General features: G+C 37.8%; 24 protein-coding genes. 2 read left to right on the top strand and 22 right to left on the bottom strand.

Annotated elements, in window-relative coordinates; genetic code table 11:
- Window positions 1-23: 23 nt before the first annotated feature.
- The 7 genes from smc to ACZ47N_RS00830 all read right to left on the bottom strand — a co-directional run bounded on the left by smc (window position 24) and on the right by ACZ47N_RS00830 (window position 8,080).
- The gene (gene smc / locus ACZ47N_RS00800; RefSeq protein WP_464887239.1) at window positions 24-3,608 is read right to left on the bottom strand and encodes a chromosome segregation protein SMC; all 3,585 of its coding nucleotides are present in this window, start codon (window positions 3,606-3,608) and stop codon (window positions 24-26) included.
- Window positions 3,609-3,623: 15 nt separating this feature from the next.
- Window positions 3,624-4,331 (bottom strand): ribonuclease III, encoded by a 708-nt coding sequence (gene rnc / locus ACZ47N_RS00805; RefSeq protein ID WP_464887240.1) that lies wholly within the window; start codon window positions 4,329-4,331, stop codon window positions 3,624-3,626.
- On the bottom strand, window positions 4,328-5,380 hold the full coding sequence (gene plsX / locus ACZ47N_RS00810; RefSeq protein ID WP_464887241.1) for a phosphate acyltransferase PlsX: 1,053 nt from the start codon (window positions 5,378-5,380) through the stop codon (window positions 4,328-4,330). Before plsX ends, rnc begins: the two co-directional genes overlap by 4 nt.
- Window positions 5,377-5,958, bottom strand: coding sequence for a transcription factor FapR (gene fapR / locus ACZ47N_RS00815; protein ID WP_464887242.1), 582 nt, complete (start codon window positions 5,956-5,958; stop codon window positions 5,377-5,379). The genes plsX and fapR overlap by 4 nt, the downstream gene beginning before the upstream one ends.
- A gap of 127 nt (window positions 5,959-6,085) precedes the next feature.
- Window positions 6,086-6,265, bottom strand: coding sequence for a 50S ribosomal protein L32 (rpmF, locus tag ACZ47N_RS00820; RefSeq protein WP_464887243.1), 180 nt, complete (start codon window positions 6,263-6,265; stop codon window positions 6,086-6,088).
- Window positions 6,266-6,280: 15 nt separating this feature from the next.
- The gene (locus ACZ47N_RS00825) at window positions 6,281-6,808 is read right to left on the bottom strand and encodes a YceD family protein (RefSeq protein ID WP_464887244.1); all 528 of its coding nucleotides are present in this window, start codon (window positions 6,806-6,808) and stop codon (window positions 6,281-6,283) included.
- Between the two features lie 78 nt (window positions 6,809-6,886).
- Window positions 6,887-8,080: an acetate kinase gene (locus ACZ47N_RS00830; protein ID WP_464887245.1), complete on the bottom strand. Its 1,194-nt coding sequence runs from the start codon at window positions 8,078-8,080 to the stop codon at window positions 6,887-6,889.
- A 171-nt stretch (window positions 8,081-8,251) separates the two neighbouring features.
- Here ACZ47N_RS00830 and ACZ47N_RS00835 point away from each other — a divergent pair, with 171 nt between their 5' ends.
- Complete coding sequence (locus ACZ47N_RS00835; protein WP_464887246.1) at window positions 8,252-9,484, top strand: nucleotidyltransferase; 1,233 nt, start codon at window positions 8,252-8,254, stop codon at window positions 9,482-9,484.
- Between the two features lie 19 nt (window positions 9,485-9,503).
- Here ACZ47N_RS00835 and ACZ47N_RS00840 read toward each other — a convergent pair whose 3' ends face one another.
- Genes ACZ47N_RS00840 through ACZ47N_RS00860 form a run of 5 tightly spaced genes read right to left on the bottom strand, consistent with a single transcriptional unit; the run spans window position 9,504 to window position 13,022 of the window.
- Complete coding sequence (locus ACZ47N_RS00840) at window positions 9,504-9,959, bottom strand: ATP synthase subunit B family protein (RefSeq protein WP_464887247.1); 456 nt, start codon at window positions 9,957-9,959, stop codon at window positions 9,504-9,506.
- A gap of 18 nt (window positions 9,960-9,977) precedes the next feature.
- Window positions 9,978-10,460 (bottom strand): pantetheine-phosphate adenylyltransferase, encoded by a 483-nt coding sequence (gene coaD / locus ACZ47N_RS00845; RefSeq protein ID WP_464887248.1) that lies wholly within the window; start codon window positions 10,458-10,460, stop codon window positions 9,978-9,980.
- Entirely contained in the window at window positions 10,457-11,017 is a 561-nt protein-coding gene (gene rsmD / locus ACZ47N_RS00850; RefSeq protein WP_464887249.1) for a 16S rRNA (guanine(966)-N(2))-methyltransferase RsmD, read from the bottom strand. The genes coaD and rsmD overlap by 4 nt, the downstream gene beginning before the upstream one ends.
- A 12-nt stretch (window positions 11,018-11,029) precedes the next feature.
- Window positions 11,030-12,643, bottom strand: coding sequence for a DAK2 domain-containing protein (locus ACZ47N_RS00855; RefSeq protein ID WP_464887250.1), 1,614 nt, complete (start codon window positions 12,641-12,643; stop codon window positions 11,030-11,032).
- 22 nt (window positions 12,644-12,665) lie between these two features.
- A complete protein-coding gene (locus ACZ47N_RS00860) occupies window positions 12,666-13,022 on the bottom strand; it encodes an Asp23/Gls24 family envelope stress response protein (RefSeq protein WP_464887251.1) in 357 nt (118 codons plus the stop codon).
- 263 nt (window positions 13,023-13,285) lie between these two features.
- Between ACZ47N_RS00860 and rpmB the strand changes: the two genes are divergently transcribed.
- On the top strand, window positions 13,286-13,477 hold the full coding sequence (gene rpmB, locus ACZ47N_RS00865; RefSeq protein WP_464887252.1) for a 50S ribosomal protein L28: 192 nt from the start codon (window positions 13,286-13,288) through the stop codon (window positions 13,475-13,477).
- 43 nt (window positions 13,478-13,520) lie between these two features.
- Here the strand turns inward: rpmB and ACZ47N_RS00870 are convergent, their stop codons facing one another.
- From ACZ47N_RS00870 to fmt, 10 genes are read right to left on the bottom strand one after another with little or no spacing between them, the layout of a single operon-like run.
- Window positions 13,521-14,165, bottom strand: a complete 645-nt coding sequence (locus tag ACZ47N_RS00870) for a thiamine diphosphokinase (RefSeq protein ID WP_464887253.1) — start codon at window positions 14,163-14,165, stop codon at window positions 13,521-13,523.
- A gap of 16 nt (window positions 14,166-14,181) precedes the next feature.
- On the bottom strand, window positions 14,182-14,847 hold the full coding sequence (gene rpe, locus ACZ47N_RS00875; RefSeq protein ID WP_464887254.1) for a ribulose-phosphate 3-epimerase: 666 nt from the start codon (window positions 14,845-14,847) through the stop codon (window positions 14,182-14,184).
- 1 nt (window position 14,848) lies between these two features.
- Complete coding sequence (gene rsgA / locus ACZ47N_RS00880; protein ID WP_464887255.1) at window positions 14,849-15,727, bottom strand: ribosome small subunit-dependent GTPase A; 879 nt, start codon at window positions 15,725-15,727, stop codon at window positions 14,849-14,851.
- Window positions 15,728-15,736: 9 nt separating this feature from the next.
- The gene (pknB, locus tag ACZ47N_RS00885) at window positions 15,737-17,722 is read right to left on the bottom strand and encodes a Stk1 family PASTA domain-containing Ser/Thr kinase (protein WP_464887256.1); all 1,986 of its coding nucleotides are present in this window, start codon (window positions 17,720-17,722) and stop codon (window positions 15,737-15,739) included.
- Window positions 17,719-18,477, bottom strand: a complete 759-nt coding sequence (locus ACZ47N_RS00890) for a Stp1/IreP family PP2C-type Ser/Thr phosphatase (protein WP_464887257.1) — start codon at window positions 18,475-18,477, stop codon at window positions 17,719-17,721. The genes pknB and ACZ47N_RS00890 overlap by 4 nt, the downstream gene beginning before the upstream one ends.
- An 18-nt stretch (window positions 18,478-18,495) precedes the next feature.
- Window positions 18,496-19,524, bottom strand: a complete 1,029-nt coding sequence (rlmN, locus tag ACZ47N_RS00895; RefSeq protein WP_464887258.1) for a dual-specificity RNA methyltransferase RlmN — start codon at window positions 19,522-19,524, stop codon at window positions 18,496-18,498.
- 11 nt (window positions 19,525-19,535) lie between these two features.
- Window positions 19,536-20,846, bottom strand: a complete 1,311-nt coding sequence (gene rsmB / locus ACZ47N_RS00900; RefSeq protein WP_464887259.1) for a 16S rRNA (cytosine(967)-C(5))-methyltransferase RsmB — start codon at window positions 20,844-20,846, stop codon at window positions 19,536-19,538.
- Window positions 20,847-20,902: 56 nt separating this feature from the next.
- On the bottom strand, window positions 20,903-21,586 hold the full coding sequence (locus tag ACZ47N_RS00905; protein ID WP_464887260.1) for a zinc metallopeptidase: 684 nt from the start codon (window positions 21,584-21,586) through the stop codon (window positions 20,903-20,905).
- Window positions 21,573-22,361 (bottom strand): DUF116 domain-containing protein, encoded by a 789-nt coding sequence (locus ACZ47N_RS00910; RefSeq protein ID WP_464887261.1) that lies wholly within the window; start codon window positions 22,359-22,361, stop codon window positions 21,573-21,575. Before ACZ47N_RS00910 ends, ACZ47N_RS00905 begins: the two co-directional genes overlap by 14 nt.
- Entirely contained in the window at window positions 22,351-23,304 is a 954-nt protein-coding gene (gene fmt / locus ACZ47N_RS00915; protein WP_464887262.1) for a methionyl-tRNA formyltransferase, read from the bottom strand. Before fmt ends, ACZ47N_RS00910 begins: the two co-directional genes overlap by 11 nt.
- Window positions 23,305-23,308 lie beyond the last annotated feature (4 nt).

A 23,308-nucleotide genomic window follows, 5' to 3' on the forward strand; every position in this document is an offset into this window, starting at 1 on the left:
GATAGTTCCCCTTCCTTTATCACTTATCCAGCAATCATTTTTTCATCCAAATCTGCTAGTTTTAGGCGTAGTAGTTTTGAAATGCCTTTTTCTTCCATTGTAATACCGTAAAGTGTATCCACACGTTCCATCGTCAGCTTTTTATGCGTCACCACGACAAATTGAATTTCCTTAGAAAGATCTACCAAAAAGTCAGCAAAACGTCCTACATTAGCATCATCTAATGCTGCTTCAATCTCATCTAATACACAAAAAGGAGATGGTTTCACCAACAAAATTCCAAATAGCAGAGAAATGGCTGTCATTGCTTTTTCTCCACCTGATAACAATGATAAATGCTGAAATTTTTTCCCTGGCGGTTGAGCCACAACATCCACCCCTGATTGTAAAATACAATCAGGATTATCCAACACCAGTTCTGCATTCCCCCCGTTAAAGAGTTGTTGAAATACCTTTTTAAACGATACTTGTATTTTTTTAAATTGTAATTCAAATTGTTGTACCATCTTTTCTTCTAATTCTTTAATAATATCTTGCAGCGAATCTCTTGCATCTTCCATATCTTGTTTCTGTGTCGTTAGAAATGTGTGCCTTTCTTTAACTCGACGATATTCTTCTATAGCTCCTACATGAACTTCACCTAAAGATTGCATTTCTTCTTTTAATCCTTTCAAGGAATATGAGTTCATAGAAGGCAACGGCGGTCTCTGCATACGTTGTTCAGCCTCATCTAGGCTATCTATATTATAAAGCGCTAGTTTCTCCAAAAGTTGTTGAACTTCCCACTCCTTTTTAGATATTTTCATTTGGATCTGTGTATAATGCGCCCTAATGGATTCTACTCTTTTTCGAAGAGTTTCTAATTCCCCTAATTGATTGATACGCAAATGCCTATAGTCTTCTTCCTCTTGTTGTAACTTATCTAATATTTCTTTTTGATATTGTTGCTTCGATTCCAATTGCTTTTGCTCTTTTGTTAATCGATCTAATTCATTTGAGACTCCCTGCAAATCTTTTTTAATTTGTATTATCTGTACTTGGATCTGTTCTTTTTTAAGATACTCTTGTTCCTTCCGAGCTACCAGTTCTTTTTTTTCATTCTGAAAGGACACATTTTTTTCTCGAAACTCTGCCATTTCAACTCGTAGAGAAGTATTTTTGTCGAGCATTGTTTCTAGATTTTCCTCTTCTACTTTCAAAACTTGAATTTCTTTATCCACTGCTCCTCTTTCAGCCTCTATTCTTTTTTCTATCTCTTCCCTGTGGAGCAGAATTTTTTCTTCTTCTGACCCAAGATAGCTTAGATTTTTTTCTAAATCTTTTTTTTCAGAATTTAATCGCTGACTAGCCCCTTCCAATTCCTTCACATTAATACAAAGGTTATCCACAAAGCTTGCAATTCTAATATCCTGTTTTTCCAATTCATCTAGTTGTTTATGCAAATCTTCTAGCAATGATTTGCACTGAAATACCTGCTTCTGTATAGATTCCATTTTTCCAGATTCATTTTCTAATTTCTTTTGAATTCGACACACTTCATGACTCAACTCATCAATCTCTCTCTTCCGAAGCAACAATCCATCCTGCTGTTTTGAATGACTACCTCCCGTCATAGATCCTCCTGGCATAATGAGTTCACCCTTCAGGGTTGCAATCTTGATCTGTTGTTTAAATTTCCTACTAATTTTCATGGCGATTTCCAGATCTTCTGCAATAACCACTCTCCCTAAAAGATTAGAAAAGACCGATTTATAAGGTTCAGGGAAATGCACTAAATCTAGAGCACATGTAGCCTCGGTAAAACCAGACAGTACGCTGTACTCATTTTGCTTAAAGCTACGTACTTGTATGGTTTTTATTGGTAAGATTGTAACTCGTCCCTGATTCGTTTTTCTTAAAAATTCAATTATCTTTCTCGCTTGATGATCATATTCTGTCACCAAAAACTGTATGGATTGGCCTAGAGCTGTTTCAACGGCTATTTCATATCCTTGTGGAACATCCAGCAAATCCGCTACAACACCATGAAACCCATCAGATAGTTCTGTTTTTTCTTCAACAGCTTTCAACACATTCTTCACGCCTCTTTGAAAGCCTTCAAAATTTTTCTCTAAATTGACCAATAAATTTTTCTGTTGTGTTATACGCTGTAATTCTTGTTTTAGCATCATTAATTCATTTTGCATCAAATTAAATTCTTCTTGCTTTCTAGAGTACTTCTCTTTTTCACTTGAAATTCTTATCTCCAACTGTTTCTTTTGCTCTGCAACTCTCTTTTTTTCATCTTGGTTTTTCCGATATAAATGTTTATTAGATTTCAACGAATCACTTTTTTCTTTTATTTCTTTTAACAAATCAGACCAACGATGATGAGCAGTTTCTTTTAGTGTATGAATACGCTCAAATTGATTTTGATAACTATTTAACTTCTTTAAAGCTTCTACAACATCAGTTTTGTTCTCTTCTACTTGGTTTCGAATTTTTGCCACCATTTTTTTTTGACGTGTTATCAATTCCTGACTCTTTCGAAACGCCTCCTCTTTGTTTTTTTGAACTTCCGAGGCATATAGACTCTTCTTTTTCAAGTCATCCAATTTTGTTTCAACGGTCTGAAAGATTTTCGCTTGCTCTTCTAAGGTTTTTTCTAGAGTCTTTATTTGTTGCTGTTGATGTTGTATCTGTTGCATCTGCATTTGTTGTTGAAGGCGATTCTCATCCAGTTCAGACTTCTTTGTTTCCAATAAATTTCTTGACTCTATCATCACAGTCCGCAAACACTCTAACTTATCTTCTTTCTTCCTTAAAGCGTGTTGCAATGACTCTTCCTGTCCTACCAGTTGATCCATTTCCTTCCGAACTCCATATAACCGATTCTGGTTTTCTTCAATGGCCTGCTTCTGATTGTTTATGCTGTTAAACACTTCGGAGACTTCTAAGTAATCTATTTTTTCCTTAAGTTCTAGATAGGTCTCAGCTTTACTGGCCTGTTGAGATAAAGGACTCAAATGCTGATCTAATTCGAGCAAAATATCCTTAATACGAAGTAGATTATCTTCGGTTCTTTCAATTTTTTTCTCTGCTTCTTCCTTACGAGTTCGATACTTAACGATACCAGCAGCTTCATCGAATAATAGTCTTCTATCTTCCCCTTTTTGGCTGAGAATTTCATCAATACGCCCCTGACTGATCATGGAGTACCCTTCCTTACCAATTCCGGTATCCATCAAAAGTTCTTTTACATCTTTTCGCCTGCAGGGACTACCATTGATTAAATACTCGCCTTCTCCAGATCGATAGACTCTTCTGGTTAAACATACTTCTTCATAAGGAATTCTTAATCCTTGGCTAGCGTTATCTAAAACAATAGATACTTCGGCCATGCTCTGGGGTCTTTTTCTATCTGTTCCAGAAAAAATTACATCTTCCATTTTGTATCCACGAAGATTGCGAGCGCTTTGTTCTCCTAAAACCCATCGAACTGCTTCCGTAACATTACTTTTTCCACATCCATTGGGGCCTACTACGCCAGTCACACCTTTATCAAACTGAAAATCTACTCTATAGGCAAATGACTTAAATCCTTTTATTTCCAACCGTTTTAAATGCATCAAGCTTCTTCCTTCCTAAAACAATCTTTCAATGGCTGCTTTTGCTGCATTTTGTTCTGCTTCTTTTTTATTTTTTCCAGATCCTTGACCAAGAATTTTTTGTTCCGATTGTACTTCCACAAAAAAAACTTTGCTATGATCTGGTCCTTCTTCGTTTACCACTACGTATTCCATCCGTCCTTTTCCAGAACTCTGAATTAATTCTTGCAACTGAGTCTTATAATCTTTCATTAAATTCCCGCTAGCTGCCAAATCTATCATATCTATAAAGTGATTCAACACAAACCGACTAGCTTCTTCATAACTACTATCCATATAAATAGCCGCTATTAAAGCTTCCATTCCATCTGCCAAAATAGAATCCCTATTTCTACCCCCACTAGATTCTTCTCCTTTGCCTAGCAATAAGTATTCTCCCAGGAATAAAGTTCGAGCTTTTTGTGCTAATGAAACTTCACAAACCACATTAGCTCTGACTTTCGTCAGTTCTCCTTCCGGCAGTTTTTGATAGGACTTAAAAATATACTGACTGATAATAAGACCAAGAACAGAATCACCCAGAAATTCAAGTCGCTCATTATTGGCAATACGATTTTGTTTCCATTCATTAGAAAAAGAACTATGAGTTAATGCTTCCATAAGTAACTGTTGATCATCAAAATGATATCCAATTTGTCTTTGCAGATGTTCAATACTATCTTTCCATTGACTTAAGGCTTTCATTTTTCATCACCTACAAGATCCTCCCCATATTTCTCTTGTGGATGGTTTTTCCAGAATTGATCTTTTTTATCAATTCGATGAATAATTTTGTTCACTAAATCTGCTTCATATCCAATTTTCGCTTGCTTCATTGCATTTTTAATGGCTTTCGCATTTGAACTACCATGAGCCTTAATTAGCAGTCCATTGACACCTAGAAGAGGAACACCACCATGTTCTGTGTAGTCAAATTGTTTTTTAAAAGAATGTAATGCTGGCTTTATCATTAATCCCCCTAATCTGCTTTTCCAATTGGATACTATTGCCTCTTTTAAACCAGCTGAAAAAGTTTGAGCTACGCCTTCAAAGAGTTTTAAGATAATATTCCCTGTAAACCCATCACACACAATAACATCAGCAGTTCCTGTTGGTATGTCTCTAGCTTCGATATTCCCCTGAAATGACAAGTCAGAATTCTTAAGTATCGCGTAGCTTTCTTTTGTTAAGTCATTGCCTTTACCTTCTTCAATCCCCACGTTGGCCAGATATACTTTCGGTGTTTGTTTATTTAAAATGGTATTCATATAGAGGCTTCCCATTAGTGCAAATTCATATAAATGTTGAGGTTTGCACTCTGCATTAGCTCCTGCATCGACCAAAAGCGAAATTCCATTTGGTGTCGGAAATGGAACAGCTAAAGCTGGACGTGAGATCCCTTTGATGCGCCCAATAATAAAAAGACCACCCGCAAGCAAAGCTCCTGTGTTTCCAGCAGAAATAATTGCGTCCGCCTTCCCTTCCTTCACCATCTGCATCGCTACTACCAAAGAAGAATTTTTCTTTTTCCGCAAAGCTGTAGATGGCTTGTCACTGTTTTCAATGGTTTCCGAACAATGAACCACTGAAATAGCATTACCTTTATACTGAAGATTCTTCATAGCCTGCCCAATCAGTTTTTCATCTCCCGTAAGTATCACATCTAGTTGAAATTCACGAACGGCTTCAACCGCTCCAGCCACCGTGACTTCTGGACCAAAATCACCGCCCATAGCGTCTAACACTATTCTCATCTTGACTCCTCCTGTTCTTCTAATGTCACCAGAATAAACTTACCCCTAAAAACCTGCTCCTGGTTGGCATAAGTCATAACATGAACAAAGTGTTTATTCGATCTTACACGTACCACCTCTGCCTTAGCAATCAGTTTTGTCCCTGCATTAACAGGTTGGATATATTTGATATTCGAAACTCCAGTTATGGCTTTACTGGCATCAATGACTGCCATAGCCAAGGATTCTGCTTGAGAAAAAATATGGTGACCACGAACTAATTTTGTTTTTCTAAAAGCCATGTCTCGATTTGTTTCAAGAATTGAAATACCGCCTTTTCCAAGAGTCAAATCAATGAGCTCTCCTACAATTTCTGCTCCAGCCATGCTTTTTACCTTTTCATAATTATCAGCCGCAACAGACTTAAGCCTTGCTCGCAATTCAGGAATACCCATCTCAAGACGATCTAGTCGAATCGTCTGAATGCTGACATGAAAATGTTCTGACAAATCCTCATCTGTTAAGAAAGGATCTTCACCAATCAACTGATCCAATTGAAGTTGACGTTCTTTTTTAGTCCGCTTTTTTATCCCCACCATGATTCCACCTCATTGTTTGTTAGTACCAGATACTAGCATCAGTATACCCGAGAATTTATCTGTAAGCAAGAAGACATGATGCAACATAAAAAGAAGCGGCAATGCTAAATGCATTACCGCCGTTTCATTACTTTGTTTCAATTACTTCCTTCCCTTTGTAGTATCCGCAATCCGAACAAACGTAATGTGGGAGCTTAGGCTCATGACATTGTGGACATTCTTGCACCGAAGGAGCCGTATACTTTGAATTTGCAGCTCTTCTGGAATCACGATCGGATTTTGATGTTTTTCGCTTTGGTACTGGCATTGTGACACCTCCTTATTATTCCTGATACCAGTCTTTCAATTTGGCTAGCCTTGGGTCCGTTTCCGGTTTTTCAATGGCTTTTTCGCATAAACAGCTATTGTCTTTTGCTGGCTTACCACATTGACTACAGATTCCTTGGCATTTTTCATCACAAACTATTTTAATTGGAATCCCCAAAATAATTTGTTCATGAACTATGCTTTCCAAATCCAACTGTTCTTTTTCATAAAAGAGCACATCTTCTTCCAATTCATTAACGGACGATTGATCCCTACTCTTTAGGGAAATCAACTGAAAGCTTTTGTTAATTGCTTTTTCATGACAGATCAACCCTAAACACCTAGCACATTTCATTCCAATGGTGTAGATAATCTGCAGATTCATGTAAAGCGCATCTTGCACTTTGTAGAATCGCACTTTTACTTCTGCTGGTCTGTCAAACACCACCGGATCACCATAGTAATCCTGATCCGGTACTTCATAGGTGGTTTGATACTCATAGGAATATTGTTCACTTTTGAAAACTACGGATAACTGAAACATTCAACAACCGCCTTCTTTATCAACAGAGAAATTATATGGCGAAGAGAAGATTTTGTCAAGTGTTATCACTCGACATTATTATACCAGTGACTTCGTCTCCCGTGCAATCATTAATTCTTCATTCGTGGGCATTAAAACAATTTTTACTTTCGAATCATCTGTGCTAACAATGGTTTCCTTCCCTCTCACACCGTTATTTTTGCTATCATCAATAACAGCGCCCATAAACCCTAATGTTTTACATATTTCTCTTCTAGCTACATCAGAGTTTTCACCTAATCCTGCCGTAAAGACTATAGCATCCAAAGCACCCATTTCAGCAGCATAAGCACCAATGTATTTGGTTACTTTTTTATAAAAAATCTCCAGAGCTATTTTGGCTCTTTCATTTCCTTCATCGGCAGCTTCTTCTAAGTCTCTGAAATCACTGCTGACACCTGATATCCCAAGAACACCAGACTTTTTATTCATCACATTATTCACTTCATCAATAGACATATTCTCTTTATCCATCATAAAAGCAATAATGGCAGGATCAATATCTCCACAACGAGTTCCCATGACAAGACCTTCTAATGGTGTAAAGCCCATGCTAGTATCTAAAGATTCACCATTCTGTACGGCGGCCATACTAGCACCATTGCCTAAGTGGCAAGTAATCATACTAAGCTCTTCCAAGGGTTTCCCAAGCATTTCTGCGGTTTTTAGCGCAACGTATTTATGAGATGTACCATGGAAACCGTATCTCCTAATTTTATGGTTTTCATAGTATTCATAAGGTAGTGCATATAAGTAAGAAGAAGGTGGCATCGTTTGATGAAAAGCAGTATCAAAAACTCCCACCATAGGTGTTTTGGGCATAATTTCCTGGCAAGCATAAATACCCATCAGATTTGGTGGATTATGCAATGGTGCCAATTCAGAACACTCTTCTAACGTATCGATGACTTCCTTGGTAATCATTACAGATCCAGAAAACTTTTCTCCACCGTGAACGACCCTATGGCCTACAGCTTCAATTTCATCCATGGTAGTTACTACTCCATATTTGCTATCTAGTAATGCGTCAACCAGTACTTTAATAGCATCTTTATGATCTTTTAACTCTGTTTTAATGACTTCTTTTTCTTTATTAGCAGGCTCGTGTTTAACAAAGGAACCTTCTAAACCTATCCTTTCTGCAATTCCTTTTGCTAACAATTCTTCCGTTTCCATGTTAATAATCTGATACTTTAACGAAGAGCTTCCACAATTTAAAACTAGTACTTTCATTAATAAAACCTCCCAGAACTTTTTATAGTGAATTAAACAATCGGCCATGCTAACATTTCAATCATAATAAAAAAATGAAATGATTTCAAGTTTTTGCAAGGTTAAATGTAAAACTATGATAAAATATAGAACTACTTCACCACATTCATAGAATATAAAGGACTGAATATTATGCGTATTGTTGGTTTAATTACTGAATATAATCCATTTCATAATGGGCATCTATATCACTTGACTCAATCAAAACTACTCACAGGTTCCACCTATAGTGTCGCAGTCATGAGTGGCCACTTTTTGCAACGCGGAGAACCCGCTTTGCTAGACAAATGGTCCCGAGCAGAAATGGCTGTTAAGGCTGGCGTTGACCTTGTGGTAGAACTACCTGTCATTTATTCTTGTTCAACAGCAGACCAGTTTGCTAGAGGGAGTGTTTCTCTACTAAATCAAATGGGGATCATCGATGCCCTTAGTTTCGGTAGTGAGTCTGGGGATATGGAATTATTCCAAAACATCGGAAAACTCCTCGCTAATCCTCCAAAGACAATAGAGTTAAGCCTTCAAAAGCACTTAAAAAAAGGCTATTCTTTTGCTCGTTCTCAGCAATTATCACTTCAAGAATATGATAACTCTCCTAAATGGAGATCTTTTTTTCAACAACCAAACAACATCCTTGGCATGCTATATACCAAGCACCTTTATCTTTCTAATTCTAGGATTCAAGCCTATACAATTCAGCGTATGGGAGCTGGTTATCACAGTACTGAATTACAACAAATCAGCTCTGCCACTGGCATTCGAAGACATATCAAAGAAAATACTTCTTTGCATGCATTGAAAGAAACCATGCCCGTAACAAGTTTTCAAATTTTAGAAAACTATTTGATGAAGCATAAGAAGTTTGTGATGTCCGAAGATTTTAATCAAGGATTAATGGTCCTATTAAAACGAATGTCCGTAAATGATTTTAAACAATTGACAGACGTCACAGAAGGATTGGAACATAAATTAATCGAATGTACTCATCAATCATTGCAGTGGCAAGAATTTTGCCACTGCGTAAAATCAAAGCGATACCCATATACTCGGATTCAACGAATGTTAATGCACATTCTTCTTGATATCAAAAAATCGGATACCACCTATTGGTACCAGCATGGAAAACCTGAGTACATTCGCATTTTAGCATTTAATCAGCAAGGTAGGCGATTAATTAATCTTTGTAAAAAGAATGCTTCCCTACCTATCATCACTAAAACAGCAGATTTTCATCCCCCTAACCCAAAAGCTTCTAACCAACTTGAACTAGATTTTCGAGGAACAGATCTACATGAATTAGCTGTCTCATCTCCCAAAATAGCAAAAGGCAGGTCTGACTATTTAAAGAGTCCCAGTTACCTGCCTTAATCATTTAAGCCCTTCATTTTTATGTGTTTGATTTCATCTGGTTTAATTCTTTGCGATTTTCTGTGATGATTTCCAACATCTCTCTAGCTGTTCCTTCTGCATCTTGTAACAGCTCATCTGTATATTCTCTAGCACTTTGCTTCATATCCCTTGAAGCCTGTTGAGCCTGCTGAAGGATTTCCTCTGCCTTGGCTTTCGCCATTTGAACAATTTCATCTTCTTCTACGAGAGCTTCCGCATGCTTGCGAGCTGCGTCTATCGTTTGTTCTCCTTCCATCTGAGCTTCCTGCAATATTCGTTGTCTTTCTTCTTTAATCCATTGGGCCTGCTTCATTTCATCTGGTAAATGGATCCGTACTTCTTTAATTATTTCTAATAATTCTCCTTTATCAACCATAACTCGGTTCGCAAAAGGGATGGTTGATCCACTTTCAACAATATCTTCTAACTCTTCAAGCAGTTGCAATACATCCAACGCAATCCCTCCCAAATATCATTTCTGGTTAAAATGTTGTCTCACATCTTCTTCAATAGACTCCGGAATTAGGTCTTTAATACAACCACCTAGCTTTGCCACTTCTTTCACCACACTAGAACTCAAATATGAATACTGGCTTTGTGTCATTAAAAACATAGTTTCTACTCCATCGTCTAGTTTTCTGTTCATAAGGGCCATTTGAAACTCGTATTCAAAATCTGAAACCGCTCTAAGCCCTTTGATAATGACTTTCGCTTGGTTTTTGCGTGCAAAAGCTACCAAGAGGCCAGAATATGATTCCACCCTTACATTAGGGATGTTTCGTGAAGCTCTTTCAATAAACTCCACTCTTTGTTGAAGGGAAAACATGGGTTTTTTAGAATTATTAGCCATCACAGTTACAATTACTTGTTCGTGAATAGATGCGGCTCTCTGAATAATATCCAAGTGCCCATTGGTAATTGGATCAAAACTTCCAGGATAAATAGCTATTGTCATTCTATTTCTTCCTTCCTGTAATAGGAAATTATAGTACACCCATATTTTTTTTGTTTAAACCGATAGAATGAACCTACTTTTTCAGGTGATCTTTCTGACTTACCATGCTCTGCTACTATAATACCATCTTTGTTAAGCATATCATAGGAAGATAATTGTTCTAAGGTTGATTGAATCAATTCTCGATGGTATGGTGGGTCCATAAAAAGCAAATCCGCCTTGATTCCTTTTTGAAATAACCATGGAATGCTTGCCTTTACGTCTTTCTGAAGAATAGTAACACATTCTGAAAAATTTGTTTTCTGAATATTTTCTCGAATGCAACTCACATGCTCTTCATCCCATTCTATACAGTAGCCATGGGAAGCACCCCGCGAAAGGCATTCTATCGTCAAATTTCCTGAACCTGCAAACAAATCTACGACGATGCTGGAAAAAATTTTTTGCTGGATGCTGCTAAAAACCCCTTCTTTCACTCGATCCGCCGTGGGTCGAACTGATTCTCCTTTGGGAACTTTCAATAGATGTCCTTTAGCGCTCCCTGCTATCACACGCATAGTCTTTCTCCATTATTCCAAGGAAAAAATATAGTAGTATAACGGTTGTCCACCTTCATACAACTCCACCTCCAGATCAGGATAAGCGTCTTCAAGTAATCTCTGTAGTTTTTCTGCTTCTTCCAACTCTACCTCTTCTCCATAGAAAATCGTCAGGATCTCATCTTCATTTGATACCATTTGACGAATCAACTCAGAAGCCACTCGGGAAATATCCTTACCTGCAGAGCGGATTTCTTTATCACTTAGACCAATAAGTTCATCTTTTACAATGTTAATTCCATTGAAGTTGGTGTCTCTTACTGCATAGGTTACCTGTCCAGTTTTGACATTTTGAATCGCTTCTGACATAGCTTCCGTATTTGTTTCTGCATCTTCCAATAGATTAAAAGCCAAAACAGCCGCAATTCCTTGAGGAATCGTTTTCGTTGGAATAACCGTTACCTTTTTATCGGTTATATCCCTAGCTTGATTTGCAGCCATGATGATATTGCTATTATTAGGCATAATAAAAATATGCTCTGCATTAATTCTGTCTAAAGCTTTTAAAAAATCTTCTGTACTTGGATTCATGGTCTGTCCGCCTTCAATGATGACGTCCACATTAAAATCTTTCATAATTTTCGCAAGACCTTCCCCCATGGCTACCGTAATCATTCCATAATGATTTAATCCCTGTTCTTCATCAAGTGTACTTTCAATAACCTTATGGCGGTGTTGTTGCCTCATATTATCTATTTTTATATCACTTAAACTTCCTAATTCCATAGCCGCTTCCATGACTCTTCCAGGATGATTGGTATGAATATGTACTTTTACTACATGTTCGTTTCCTACTACCAGCATAGAGTCGCCTTCTGAGCTAATTTTTTGGCGAAATACATCTGTGTTTACATTCTCAGCGTTAATAATGAACTCTGTACAATAACCAAATTCTAGTTCTCCATGATCCACTTCTTCGTAATGTACATCGTCTATATAACGAATCGTATTCTCTGTCTTAATCTCATCAACATCGCCTGTAATACCAAGCAATGCTCCCTCTATAATGGCTACTAGCCCTTTACCTCCTGAATCAACAACTCCAGCATCCTTTAAGACTTTCAGCAGTTCCGGGGTTCTATCAAGAGATTCCTTGGCTTTTTGAAGCACATTTTTCATGAATTTTTCAATGTCTTGATCAGTTTCTGCTAGCAACAAAGCTGCATCCGCACTTTCTCGTGCTACTGTTAAAATCGTCCCTTCTGTTGGCTTCATTACTGCCTTATAAGCCGTATCCGATGCATTTTTCATAGCTACAGCTATTTCTCTTGCTGTTATTTGCTTTTTATTTTTTAAACTCTTAGCAAAACCACGGAAAAGTTGAGATAGAATAACTCCCGAGTTCCCTCTAGCTCCCATCAAAGAACCGTTCGCTACAGCTTCAGCCAAGTCGAAAATGTCTTCACTCTCTTCTTTTTTCATTTCTTTCAAGGCGGATTCCATGGTTAAAGACATATTCGTACCAGTATCTCCGTCTGGGACTGGAAAAACATTTAGCTCATTGATTAATTCCTGCTGATCCAATAGCACTTTTCTAGCTGCTGCCATCATATTTTTAAAGACTTTGCCATCCACTGTCTGCATTTCAAAACCATACCTCCTTAAGTTACTTGTGCACACGCACACCCTGAATGTTAATATTGACCTTTGTCACATTCATTCCTGTTAGGGTTTCAATATTATATTTGACTTTTTCAATGATATTGTTAGCTACAACAGAAATACGCGTCCCAAATTCTATGATTACAAATAAATCAATCTGTATTTCATTTTCATTTGTATGGACTTTCACACCTCTATTGGACTGCTCCCTCTTAAACAACTCGACCAGTCCACCAGCGGCAGTTTTCGTTACCATCCCTACTACTCCGTAACACTCCATAGCAGAAAGACCAGCGATGGACGCCAGGACATGGTCATCGATAATTGTAGTTCCATATTGATTGGCTAACTTTCCGGGCATATATTGTTCCTCCTTATCATCATTACTGCATCATCTTTTCGAAAGACCTAAAAAGATCTTTATTTGATTTCTGCTAAATAGGTTGCCAAAAAGCTAGTTTTATTGTATAGTAAACGGACTGATAGTTCAAGGCTTCGTGCTAATCCATATACTATTTTCAGTTAAGATACAGCATATTAAAGTTACTTATTGCAAAATCAATTAATATGTGATAGTATTACAATGTTTTAAAGGTCGACCTTTCTTAAAGGAGGTGTATCATCTTGGCTAAAACGTGTAGCGTATGTAACAAAGGAAAAGTTTTCGGAAATAGCGTCAGTCACTCAAATCGTCATAATAAACGAGTTTGGCTGCCAAACCTTCGAAAAATAAAAGCGGTTGTAAACGGTTCCACTAGAAGAGTCAATGTCTGCACCCGGTGCCTTCGGTCCGGAAAAATCGAACGAGCTTTGTAATGGTGATGAACCAACAGTAAATGCCTCTTGCCTGATGTAAGTATCAGATAAGGGGTTTTTTATTCCGAATAGCTAATAAACCGCCCCCCACTATTTTAATAATAGGATTATCTTTTTTCACCACATTACTAATGCATAAACTTGTACCTTGAGTCATTCTTTTTTCGAAAAGTGGGTATTCAAACCCTTCCAATGTGACCCTGATTTCACTTTCACTAGTCGGTACAAAAGAAACCACTTCTCCTCTTTTCCAGTTTAACTGTTTGTCTTTCCATAGATATAAAACTTCAAAATCACCGTCATCAATTTGGCCCTCCACACCAGCATCTGCAATTTTTTTTAGCAAAAAAATATTACTTAAACTGTGATCTAATCGAGATCCAACTGCACCAACAATTGTAATAAGCTCTGGGTTTTTGTCTAGAGCAACTTCAATAGCTAGTTCTGTGTCTGTGAAATCTTTTCGCGTTTCGTATCGATTAACAGGAGTAAGACTGGACTCAATCCAAATCATATCAACTTCATGTACCGAGTCCATGTCCCCAACCATCAAATCTGGCTTTTTTTGAATCCTATGTAGATATCGAGCTGCTCCATCTACACAAATCACATAATCGTGACTTAGGATTATTTTATTTAAATAATCCAAGTCATTAATTTGGCCATTAGTAACAATTAGGGCCCTCATTTTTTCATTCCTCCAACTATTTTTTTCCTGTAAGAGCTTCTTTTTTCAACGTTTTTACCGCACAGCTTGGACTTTCAGCGTTAAAAATAGCTGATCCCGCTACAAAAATATCTGCTCCCGCTAAAGCAACCTTTCTTATATTTTCAACATTGATTCCACCGTCGACTTGAATTTTTGTTTTTAACCCTCGTTCCTTGATTTCCTCTTTTATCATTGTGATTTTTTTCAGCATTCCTGGAATAAACTGTTGACCTCCAAAGCCTGGATTTACAGACATGATCAAAACCATGTCCAATTGATCCAGCACATACTCTAAAACAGACTCTGAAGTAGACGGATTTAAGGCAACACCCGCTTTGGCTCCAGTAGTTTTTATTTGATTAATCACACGATCTAAATGCGTACATGCTTCTGCCTGAACTGTTATGATGTCTGCTCCTGCATTCGCAAAGGCTTCAATATATTTTTCTGGTTCAACAATCATTAAATGAACATCAAAAGGAAGCTTGCTTTGATTTCTTAAGGACTTAATAACAACTGGTCCAATCGTTATATTGGGTACAAACCGTCCGTCCATAACATCAATGTGTAGCATATCACTCCCTGCCGACTCAACCATCTCTACAGATTCACCCAATCGCGCAAAATCCGCTGATAGGATTGATGGTGCAATTTCAACCATATCAATACCTCCTATTTGTCTGTATTTCATCTATTATTTTTTTGTAATTTTCATAACGATGTTGCATAATCCTACCTTCTTTAAGCTCTTCTTTCACGCGACAGCCAGGTTCTTTTAAATGAAGGCAGGATTGAAAGCGACAGTTTTCCTGTAGTGGCATAAATTCTCTAAAGAAAAACCGCACTTCTTCTGTTTCTAAATCACTGGCTTTCAGTGTACTAAAACCAGGTGTATCTGCAATCCAAGTATTCTCTCCTGCTGCATGCAATTCTGTGTATCGTGTAGTGTGTTTTCCACGTTGTATTTTTCGACTAAGCGCACCAGTTTTTAATTGAAAGTTGGGGTAAAGAGCATTGATCACCGTAGATTTCCCTACACCTGAAGCCCCAGCAAGAGCGGTTGATTTATCTTTCAAAAATTCTCTTAAGCTTTCAATCCCATCGCCGGTTTTAGCACTAAGAAAAAAAACTCGATACCCTATCTGTCCATACCCTTCCAACAACTTCAGACCTTCCTCTGATACCATTAAATCTGTTTTATTAAAACAAATCCCCGAACTAAGCCCTTGCATTTCAGCTCTCAGTAGAATTCGATCCAACAAGACTAAATTAGGGATAGGATCCTTAACTGCAAATACGGCCAGTAATTGATCTAAATTAGCCAAGGGAGGACGGAGCATTTCATTTTGTCTTGGCAGTATTGCTTCTATCAATCCTTCATCAGGTGATTCACTCACCAAACTAAACTCTACCCAATCACCAGCAATAGGCACTGCTCCTGTTTTTTTAAGCGTTCCTCTGCCTTTACACGTAATCATTCTATCCTTCCACAGAACGTAAAAAAAACCACTCAGCGCTTTGATAATTCGGCCTTTTTTCATAAATGCCTCCTATTCAAAATCAACTTCTGTTTGTTGAATTGTCTCTCCATCGATGACAATTCTATATAATTCTTTGCCACTTCCCGTAACATTCACTTCTATAAAGTCTCCGTCTTCATCTATGTTATGAGTTTCCGTAAAGATTAGCATATCCTCTTCGGATTTCACTCGATACAACTCAACTATCACAGTACCGCTAGCTCCCAATGGTCCAATGCGTAGTGTTTTAGTTGTTGATTGACTAGTATCCACTTCTAAATCCTCATCAATTGGCTCTTCGCCTTCTTCAGTTTCGACTTCAATATCTTCCAGCTCATCGATTTGCGGTGAATCCACGCCTAAACTTACGGTCAACGAAACATTCGTACCTTCTGGTATATCCCTACCCGAAGCAATGCTTTGCTGAAGCACAATATCTTCTACAAATTCGTCACTCGTTTCCTCTCGCAAATTTCCAATTTTCAAGTTTAGATTTTGAAGCGTCTCTTTTGCACTATCAATTGTAGATCCAACTAAATCTGGCATAATTACTACTTCGTATTCAGGTCCTTCGCTAATAACCAAATCTACAGAACTCCCCTGTGTCGAAGCCGATCCAGCCCGTGGGGTTTGACTAATGACTGATCCAGCAGGAAAATCGCTCGTAGCAGACTCTACTTGCCCTACGGAGAAGCCTGCTTCTTCCAGCCTGAAAATTGCATCTTCTTTGGATTGGTACATAAGATCCGGTACTTCATCTGTCTCTTCTCCTGTACTAATAACTAATTGGACTGGATAATTTTCTCGAACACTCATTCCTTGGGATGGATTTTGTGATAATACCGTATTTTCCTCTCCCTCCCCATCATAACGATATTCAATTCTGTGTTGAAGGTTTATTTCTGCTAACGCATCCTTTGCATCATCTAGTTGCATGCCAATTAAATCAGGTACCTCAATTTCTTCTGATGATTGGAACAGATTGCTAACATAAAACAGACCAAAAGTAAATAGCAATGCTGCAATCAGAGCTGTCAATACACCAGCTACTAATACAGCTTTTGTTTTATTGGTGCTCTTTTTTTTGCGCGTGGTTTTTTTAACTGCCATATTTCGTAATTCTTCTCCTTCCATATATCCATTTACGTGGGTTGGATTTTCATCTACTTCATCCACAATATCGTTCAAAACATAATCTGGATCTGTTTCCAGCTGATTTAGTGCCTCAATAAGGCTAGCAGCATTTTGAAATCTGGATATTTGATCTTTTTCTATTAATTTCATAATAATACTCTCTAGTCCTTCAGAAACCGTCGCATTAATGCTGGAAGGAGGTTCAGGATCTTCTTGTAAATGCTTTAACGCCACAGTAACTGGACTTTCACCTTCGAAAGGCAACTTGCCAGTTGCCATTTCATACATAGCAATACCCAAAGAATAAAGATCTGATTTAGCATCGGTGTATCCACCTCTCGCTTGCTCTGGAGAAAAATAATGAACAGATCCCACTAAATTCCCAGTATTCGTTAGGGTATTCGCACTAGCTGAAAGGGCTATTCCAAAGTCCGTTAACTTAGCTCTGTGATCTTCCGTTATTAAAATGTTTTGAGGTTTAATATCTCGATGAATCACATAATTTTCGTGGGCATGTTTAAGGGCTCGAGCAACTTGCTTAGAATAATGAATAATTTCTTCTTGGTGTAATGCTCCTTTTTCCTTGATCACTTTCTTTAAGGTTTTACCTTCCACCATTTCCATTACCATATAATATAGATCATCTACCCCTCCCACGTCATATACGTTAACAATATTGGGATGAGAAAGACTTGCAACAGACTGAGATTCCTTTTTAAACTTATTGACTAAATCCTTATCACTTATTAGTTCCTCTCTAAGAATTTTTACAGCCACATTTCTATTCAATAAATGGCACTTCGCCTTATAGACCATGGCCATGCCGCCGCCACCTATTTTCTCAATAATTTCATACCTATTTCCTAGCATTGTGCCAATCAACAAGAACACCTGCCTTCCGCATCAGATAAAAGCTGCCTGATAATCATTGCCGTGCTGTTGTCATGACCGCCTCTTTCATTGGCGATTTTGATCAGTTCTTTGGCTGTTTGCTTTGCAGAATCTATTCTCATCAATATATTTCGTAATTCATCATCACATATTAAGTTAGTGACACCGTCGGTGCAAAGCAATAAAACATCTTCAGCTTGTATCTCTATAGGGATAAAATCCGCACGCAAAGTATCGTCAATCCCCATAGCTCTTGTAATAATGTGTTTTTTAGGATGAGTTAATGCTTCTTCTTCTGTAATTTCGCCCTTTCGGAATAGTTCTGCTACCAAAGAGTGATCCTCCGTCAACTGGATCAATTTGTTTTTTCGAAGCATATAAATTCTACTATCTCCCACATGTCCAATGACGCCACGCCCCTCTTGTATCCAAATCATTGTTAGCGTAGTCCCCATCCCTTTGCATTCTTTATTTTCCTTAGCATACTCAAGTATTTTTTGGTTCGCCTGATGAAAAGCTTCGTATAGAACACCAATTACTTGACTAGGTTCTGGAAATAGATCTAAAAACTGGCAGGTGTGACGACTAACTAAATCTACTGCCATGCGGCTAGCTACTTCCCCACAACTATGCCCACCCATTCCATCAGCAACTAAAAACATCTGATAGCCATTACAATGCACTAAATAATCATCTTGATTTATTGCTCTGATAATACCAGTATCCGATAAAACACCAATTTCCATGGATACGCCTCCTGTTGATTAGAGTTCTTCTTTACTTCTACGTTTTAATTGACCACAAGCAGCATCAATATCTGCCCCCAACTCTCTTCGAATTGTAGTGGATATGCCATGTTTTTCAAGGATTTCTACAATATGGTGATACCCTTCCCGGCGGTGATGTACTGTAAAATTATCGCCTACTGGATTCATAGGAATTAAATTAACATGACATAGTTTTCCTTTTAGTTTTTCAGCTAGTTTCAGTATTTCTTCTGGAAAATCATTTATTCCTGGAACCAACGCGTATTCATAGGTAATCCGTCGATTTGTTTTTTCTATATAATCATCACACGCTTTTAACAGTTCATTAATACAATAATGCTGCGCAATAGGCATCATACTTTTTCGAATATCATCGGATGCTGCATGTAGTGAAATAGCAAGATTGATAGGAAGTTTGTATTGGGCCAACTGATAAATCTGAGGAATCAGACCGCAAGTGGACACAGTTACATGTCTCAAACTTATATGCAATCCCTGTTCATCATTAATTATGTTTAATAATTTTACTACTTCCTCTAAATTCTGTAAAGGCTCACCGCTTCCCATCAATACTACATGAGAAATTCGTTCTTTTGCATACCGAGATATCTCTAAAACTTGATCGATCATTTCTCCAGCCGAAAGATTTCTAACCAGACCTTCTATGCCAGATGCACAAAACCGACAACCCATAGCACATCCAACTTGGGTAGACAAGCAAATACTATTACCGTGTTTATAACGCATCAACACAGTTTCAATTAATTCACCGTCCGGTAGTTGAAATAAATGTTTTTCTGTTCCATCCCTAGAAACTTGTTTTTTTATTTGTTTCAGTGAAGTCAATCTATACTGTTTCAATAAAATTTCACGCATGGATTTAGATAGGTTCGTCATTTCATTAAAATCATTGCATCCGCTATGAATCCATTTAAAAATTTGATCCGCCCGATACGAAGGCCATTTTAATGCAGAGAATTCTTCATGCAACATTTCCCTCGTAAAAGCTTTTAAATCTTTTTTCAACCGATTTCCTCCTACTCCACCCGTTGCAACTTAGCCATAAAAAATCCATCAAGATCTGTATTCATTGCTGGATTTAAAGATCTCATCCCCTCTGGTTCCAGTTGAAACTGTGGGTTTTTTTCTAGAAACAGATTAATTACATCCTGATTCTCATAAGAAAATAAAGTACAGGTGGAGTATACAATATGTCCACCTAGTTTGACAAACTCCGCAGCTCTATTTAACATTTCAAACTGAAGTGCAGCTCTTTGCATTAACACTCCTTTATTATTTATCGTGAATTTTATTTCTGGTTTTCGACGAATCATCCCAAGACTTGAACAAGGAGCATCTAGCAAAACTTTATCCATTTCACCTTGTAACTCCGAATCCTTTTGAGTAGCATCAAAAATCTGTGTTTTAATGATCGTGATTCCCATCCTCTTTTGATGCTGTTTCAATTGCTTAAGCCTATCTTCCGAAAGATCCCTTGCAAGTACAAGTCCATTATTATTCATTCGTTCTGCCATAAAAAGACTTTTCCCGCCAGGAGCTGCTGCCATATCTAATATTCGTTCTCCTGGCCTTGGATTCATCATTTCAACCGTCAGCATAGAACTAATACTTTGAATTTGAAACCATCCCATTTTATAGGCTTTTGTGTGTGTCAAATTTACAACAGATTTAATTATTTTAACAGCCTCTGGCACCCATTTGCTTTTTTCAGCTATGACTCCATCTTCTTGCAGCGAAACAATTAATTCCTCCACATGACATCGAAGCAGATTACACCGAATAAATATATTTGGTGCTGTTTGAGAAGCCTTAAGAATATTTAAAACAACTTGTCCATCATATTCCTTCTTTAGTTCTTTGATAATCCATTTTGGATATGAAAAGCGAAGTGATAGTGCATCCGAATCCATGCCCATGGGAATAGATTTTTTCAATTCATCTTTTTGACGAATCACGTTTCGAAGAATTCCATTAACAAAACCAGACGCTGATGCTTGTTTTTTTCGAGAGAGTTTAACCGCTTCATTAACCACTGCATAATCTGGTATCCGATCAAAGTTCATCAATTGATAAATCGAAATCAACAAAAGGGTTCGAATTGCTGGATCTATTCTCTTTAAAGGACGACGACTCACCTGCTGCAAAAAATGACTCATTAACTGATATTGCTCTAAAGTCCCATATACTAGATTCACAAATAAATTAGCATCTACTTCAGACCATTCAGACCTAGTTAAATGGTCATTAACAAGAAGATTAGAAAAAGACTCGCCTTCCATAACCTTTTGTATGACTTTCACCGCTGATTCCCGTGGCGATTCTTTCAAAAACATCACTCCTATACGCAAAAAGAAAGGCGTTCATGACGCCTTCTCTCTTATTTTTACGATCTTCGATTTCTTAAAGCAACTAACCTTAACAACTGGGCTAGAGCAGTTGCCATTGCCGCAACATAAGTAAGCGCTGCTGCATTCAAAACTTTCTTTGAATGTGTCTTTTCATCCTGAGTAATAAATCCGCTATTACTAAGGAGCTGCATAGCTCGGTTGCTGGCATTAAATTCTACAGGGAGGGTCACCACTTGAAAAATAACTGCTGCTAAATATAGTAAAATCCCTACATCGATAAGATTTAAAGAGTCAAATACAAATCCACCAATTACGAAAAACCAAGCCATGGATGAACCAAAACTAGCAATGGGAAAAATGGAATTTCTAATGGTCAACGGAGCATATCCATTGGCATGCTGCAATGCGTGTCCTACCTCATGAGCTGCAACACTAATGGCTGCAACAGAATTTCCTTGATACACTTCTCTAGACAACCGCAACACGCGTTTCCTAGGATCATAATGATCCGACAGGTACCCTTGGGCCATTTCTATGGGAACATCCTGTAAGTTGTGGTCGTCCAGAATAGAGCGTGCGACCTGAATACCCGTATACCCTTTTCGTGCTGCAACTTTTAGATATTTTGCAAAGGTTGTTTTTACTTTGCTTTGTGCATACATGGCAAAAATCATGGCTGGAATCAGGTAAATAATTCCAGTTGTATCAAATATCATCATTGTTATCACCTCTCGTAAAATGCTTTATGGTATTTTCTACTATTTCTTTTTGTACTGCCGTATTATAACACGGCCCTTCTGGTCGATCATTAATAATGGCATATACAGGAATGTTTTTAACATCCATTAGGCCACTGACTAAATCTCGCTCACAGGCAATGGCTATCACTAAGCTGGGAGTTTTTTCTTTAATTCTTCTTCTTGCTAGAGTCCCTCCTGTCACAACATCGCATTGAACTCCATATCTCCTTTTAAAATACTTTAAATCGGCTACGTTACATAATCTGCACTCTTTACAAAGATCAATATCATTCGTAACTTTAATAGAACAACAAGCCTTTTGCAAGCAATGGGGTGTCAGTAAAAGGATTTCTTCTCCTAAATATGTTTTGCTTTCGCTGATCATAAACCGATTGTTCAGTAATGTAAAGACTTTTCTGATGTCGTCCTTCTCGTAATTCATGAAAACGCCAACAATTTTAAGAATTGGATAGATCCTATTCAGAGAATATTTCGACCACTGCAGCATTGTCTTAGGAACCGTTTTATTATACCATATCCTTTGAAATGTAAACAGGCTCACCAACACCATGAAAATAAAGGTTAGGATCACCACCATCAATATCGTATTGAAGATCGCAAAGAGAATCATATGTTGCCTGGTGATCATCCATCCCACTAAAACAATCAACAATGCAGAAAAAAACAAGCAAAACAACAACAGTTTTATGGTCGTTGGAAATGCAGAGACAGCATGCTTCTTTTCATTCATCATTATGTTCCGCTCCCAGCACAACCTTTGTTTCAATGGCATTGCCTGCCAAATAAGAAGCAATAGACATTCGTTTTTTGCCGGAGAATTGTATTTCTTCGATCAAAAGTTGATCTTCCGCTGTATCCACCAATAAGCCTTCTGGGGAAACCTGTCTAAGAACTCCTGGATTCAGCGACGTAAACGGCCCTTTAATAACCTTACTCTTCCACACTTTCATTTTCTCACCCTTGTAAAAAGTGTAAGCTGCTGGCCAAGGTTGAGTTCCCCTAATGAGACAATGGATAGACGTTGCTGATTGATTCCAATTAATTTCCCCAGTATCTTTATGAAGCATTGGTGCATACGTGGATTTAGAATGCTCTTGTGGTTCAGCCAACAAAGTTCCCTCTTCTATGGCTTCTAGGGTCTGCCTTAACACCTTTGCCCCCAAGATAGACAGTTTATCATGCATAGTAACATAAGTATCTGTCTCTTTAATAGGTATCGATTCTTTCATTAACATGTCTCCAGTATCCAGCCCTTTATCCATCTGCATTGTTGTGACTCCAGTTGATTTTTCTCCGGAAATTATAGCCCATTGAATAGGAGCAGCGCCTCTATAGTGTGGTAATAACGATGCATGTACATTGATACACCCATAAACTGGAAGTCTAATAACAGAATCAGGCAAAATCTGTCCATAAGCCACTACTACAATTAAATCCGGATTCAATTTTTCTAGAATATCCATCTCTTCTGTACTTATTTTAGCTGCTGGTTGAAAAACAGGTATCCCCTTGGCCAATGCGACTTCCTTAACTGGAGGCATCGCCATTCGATGACCCCGGCCTTTCGGTTTGTCTGGTTGTGTAAATACGCCTATTACATCGGTTTTAGTGTTGTTTATCAGCATTTCTAGTGTTGGAACAGCAAAACGCGGCGTTCCCATATATACAATTTTCACGCTT

The organism is Tindallia texcoconensis, assembly GCF_055383815.1.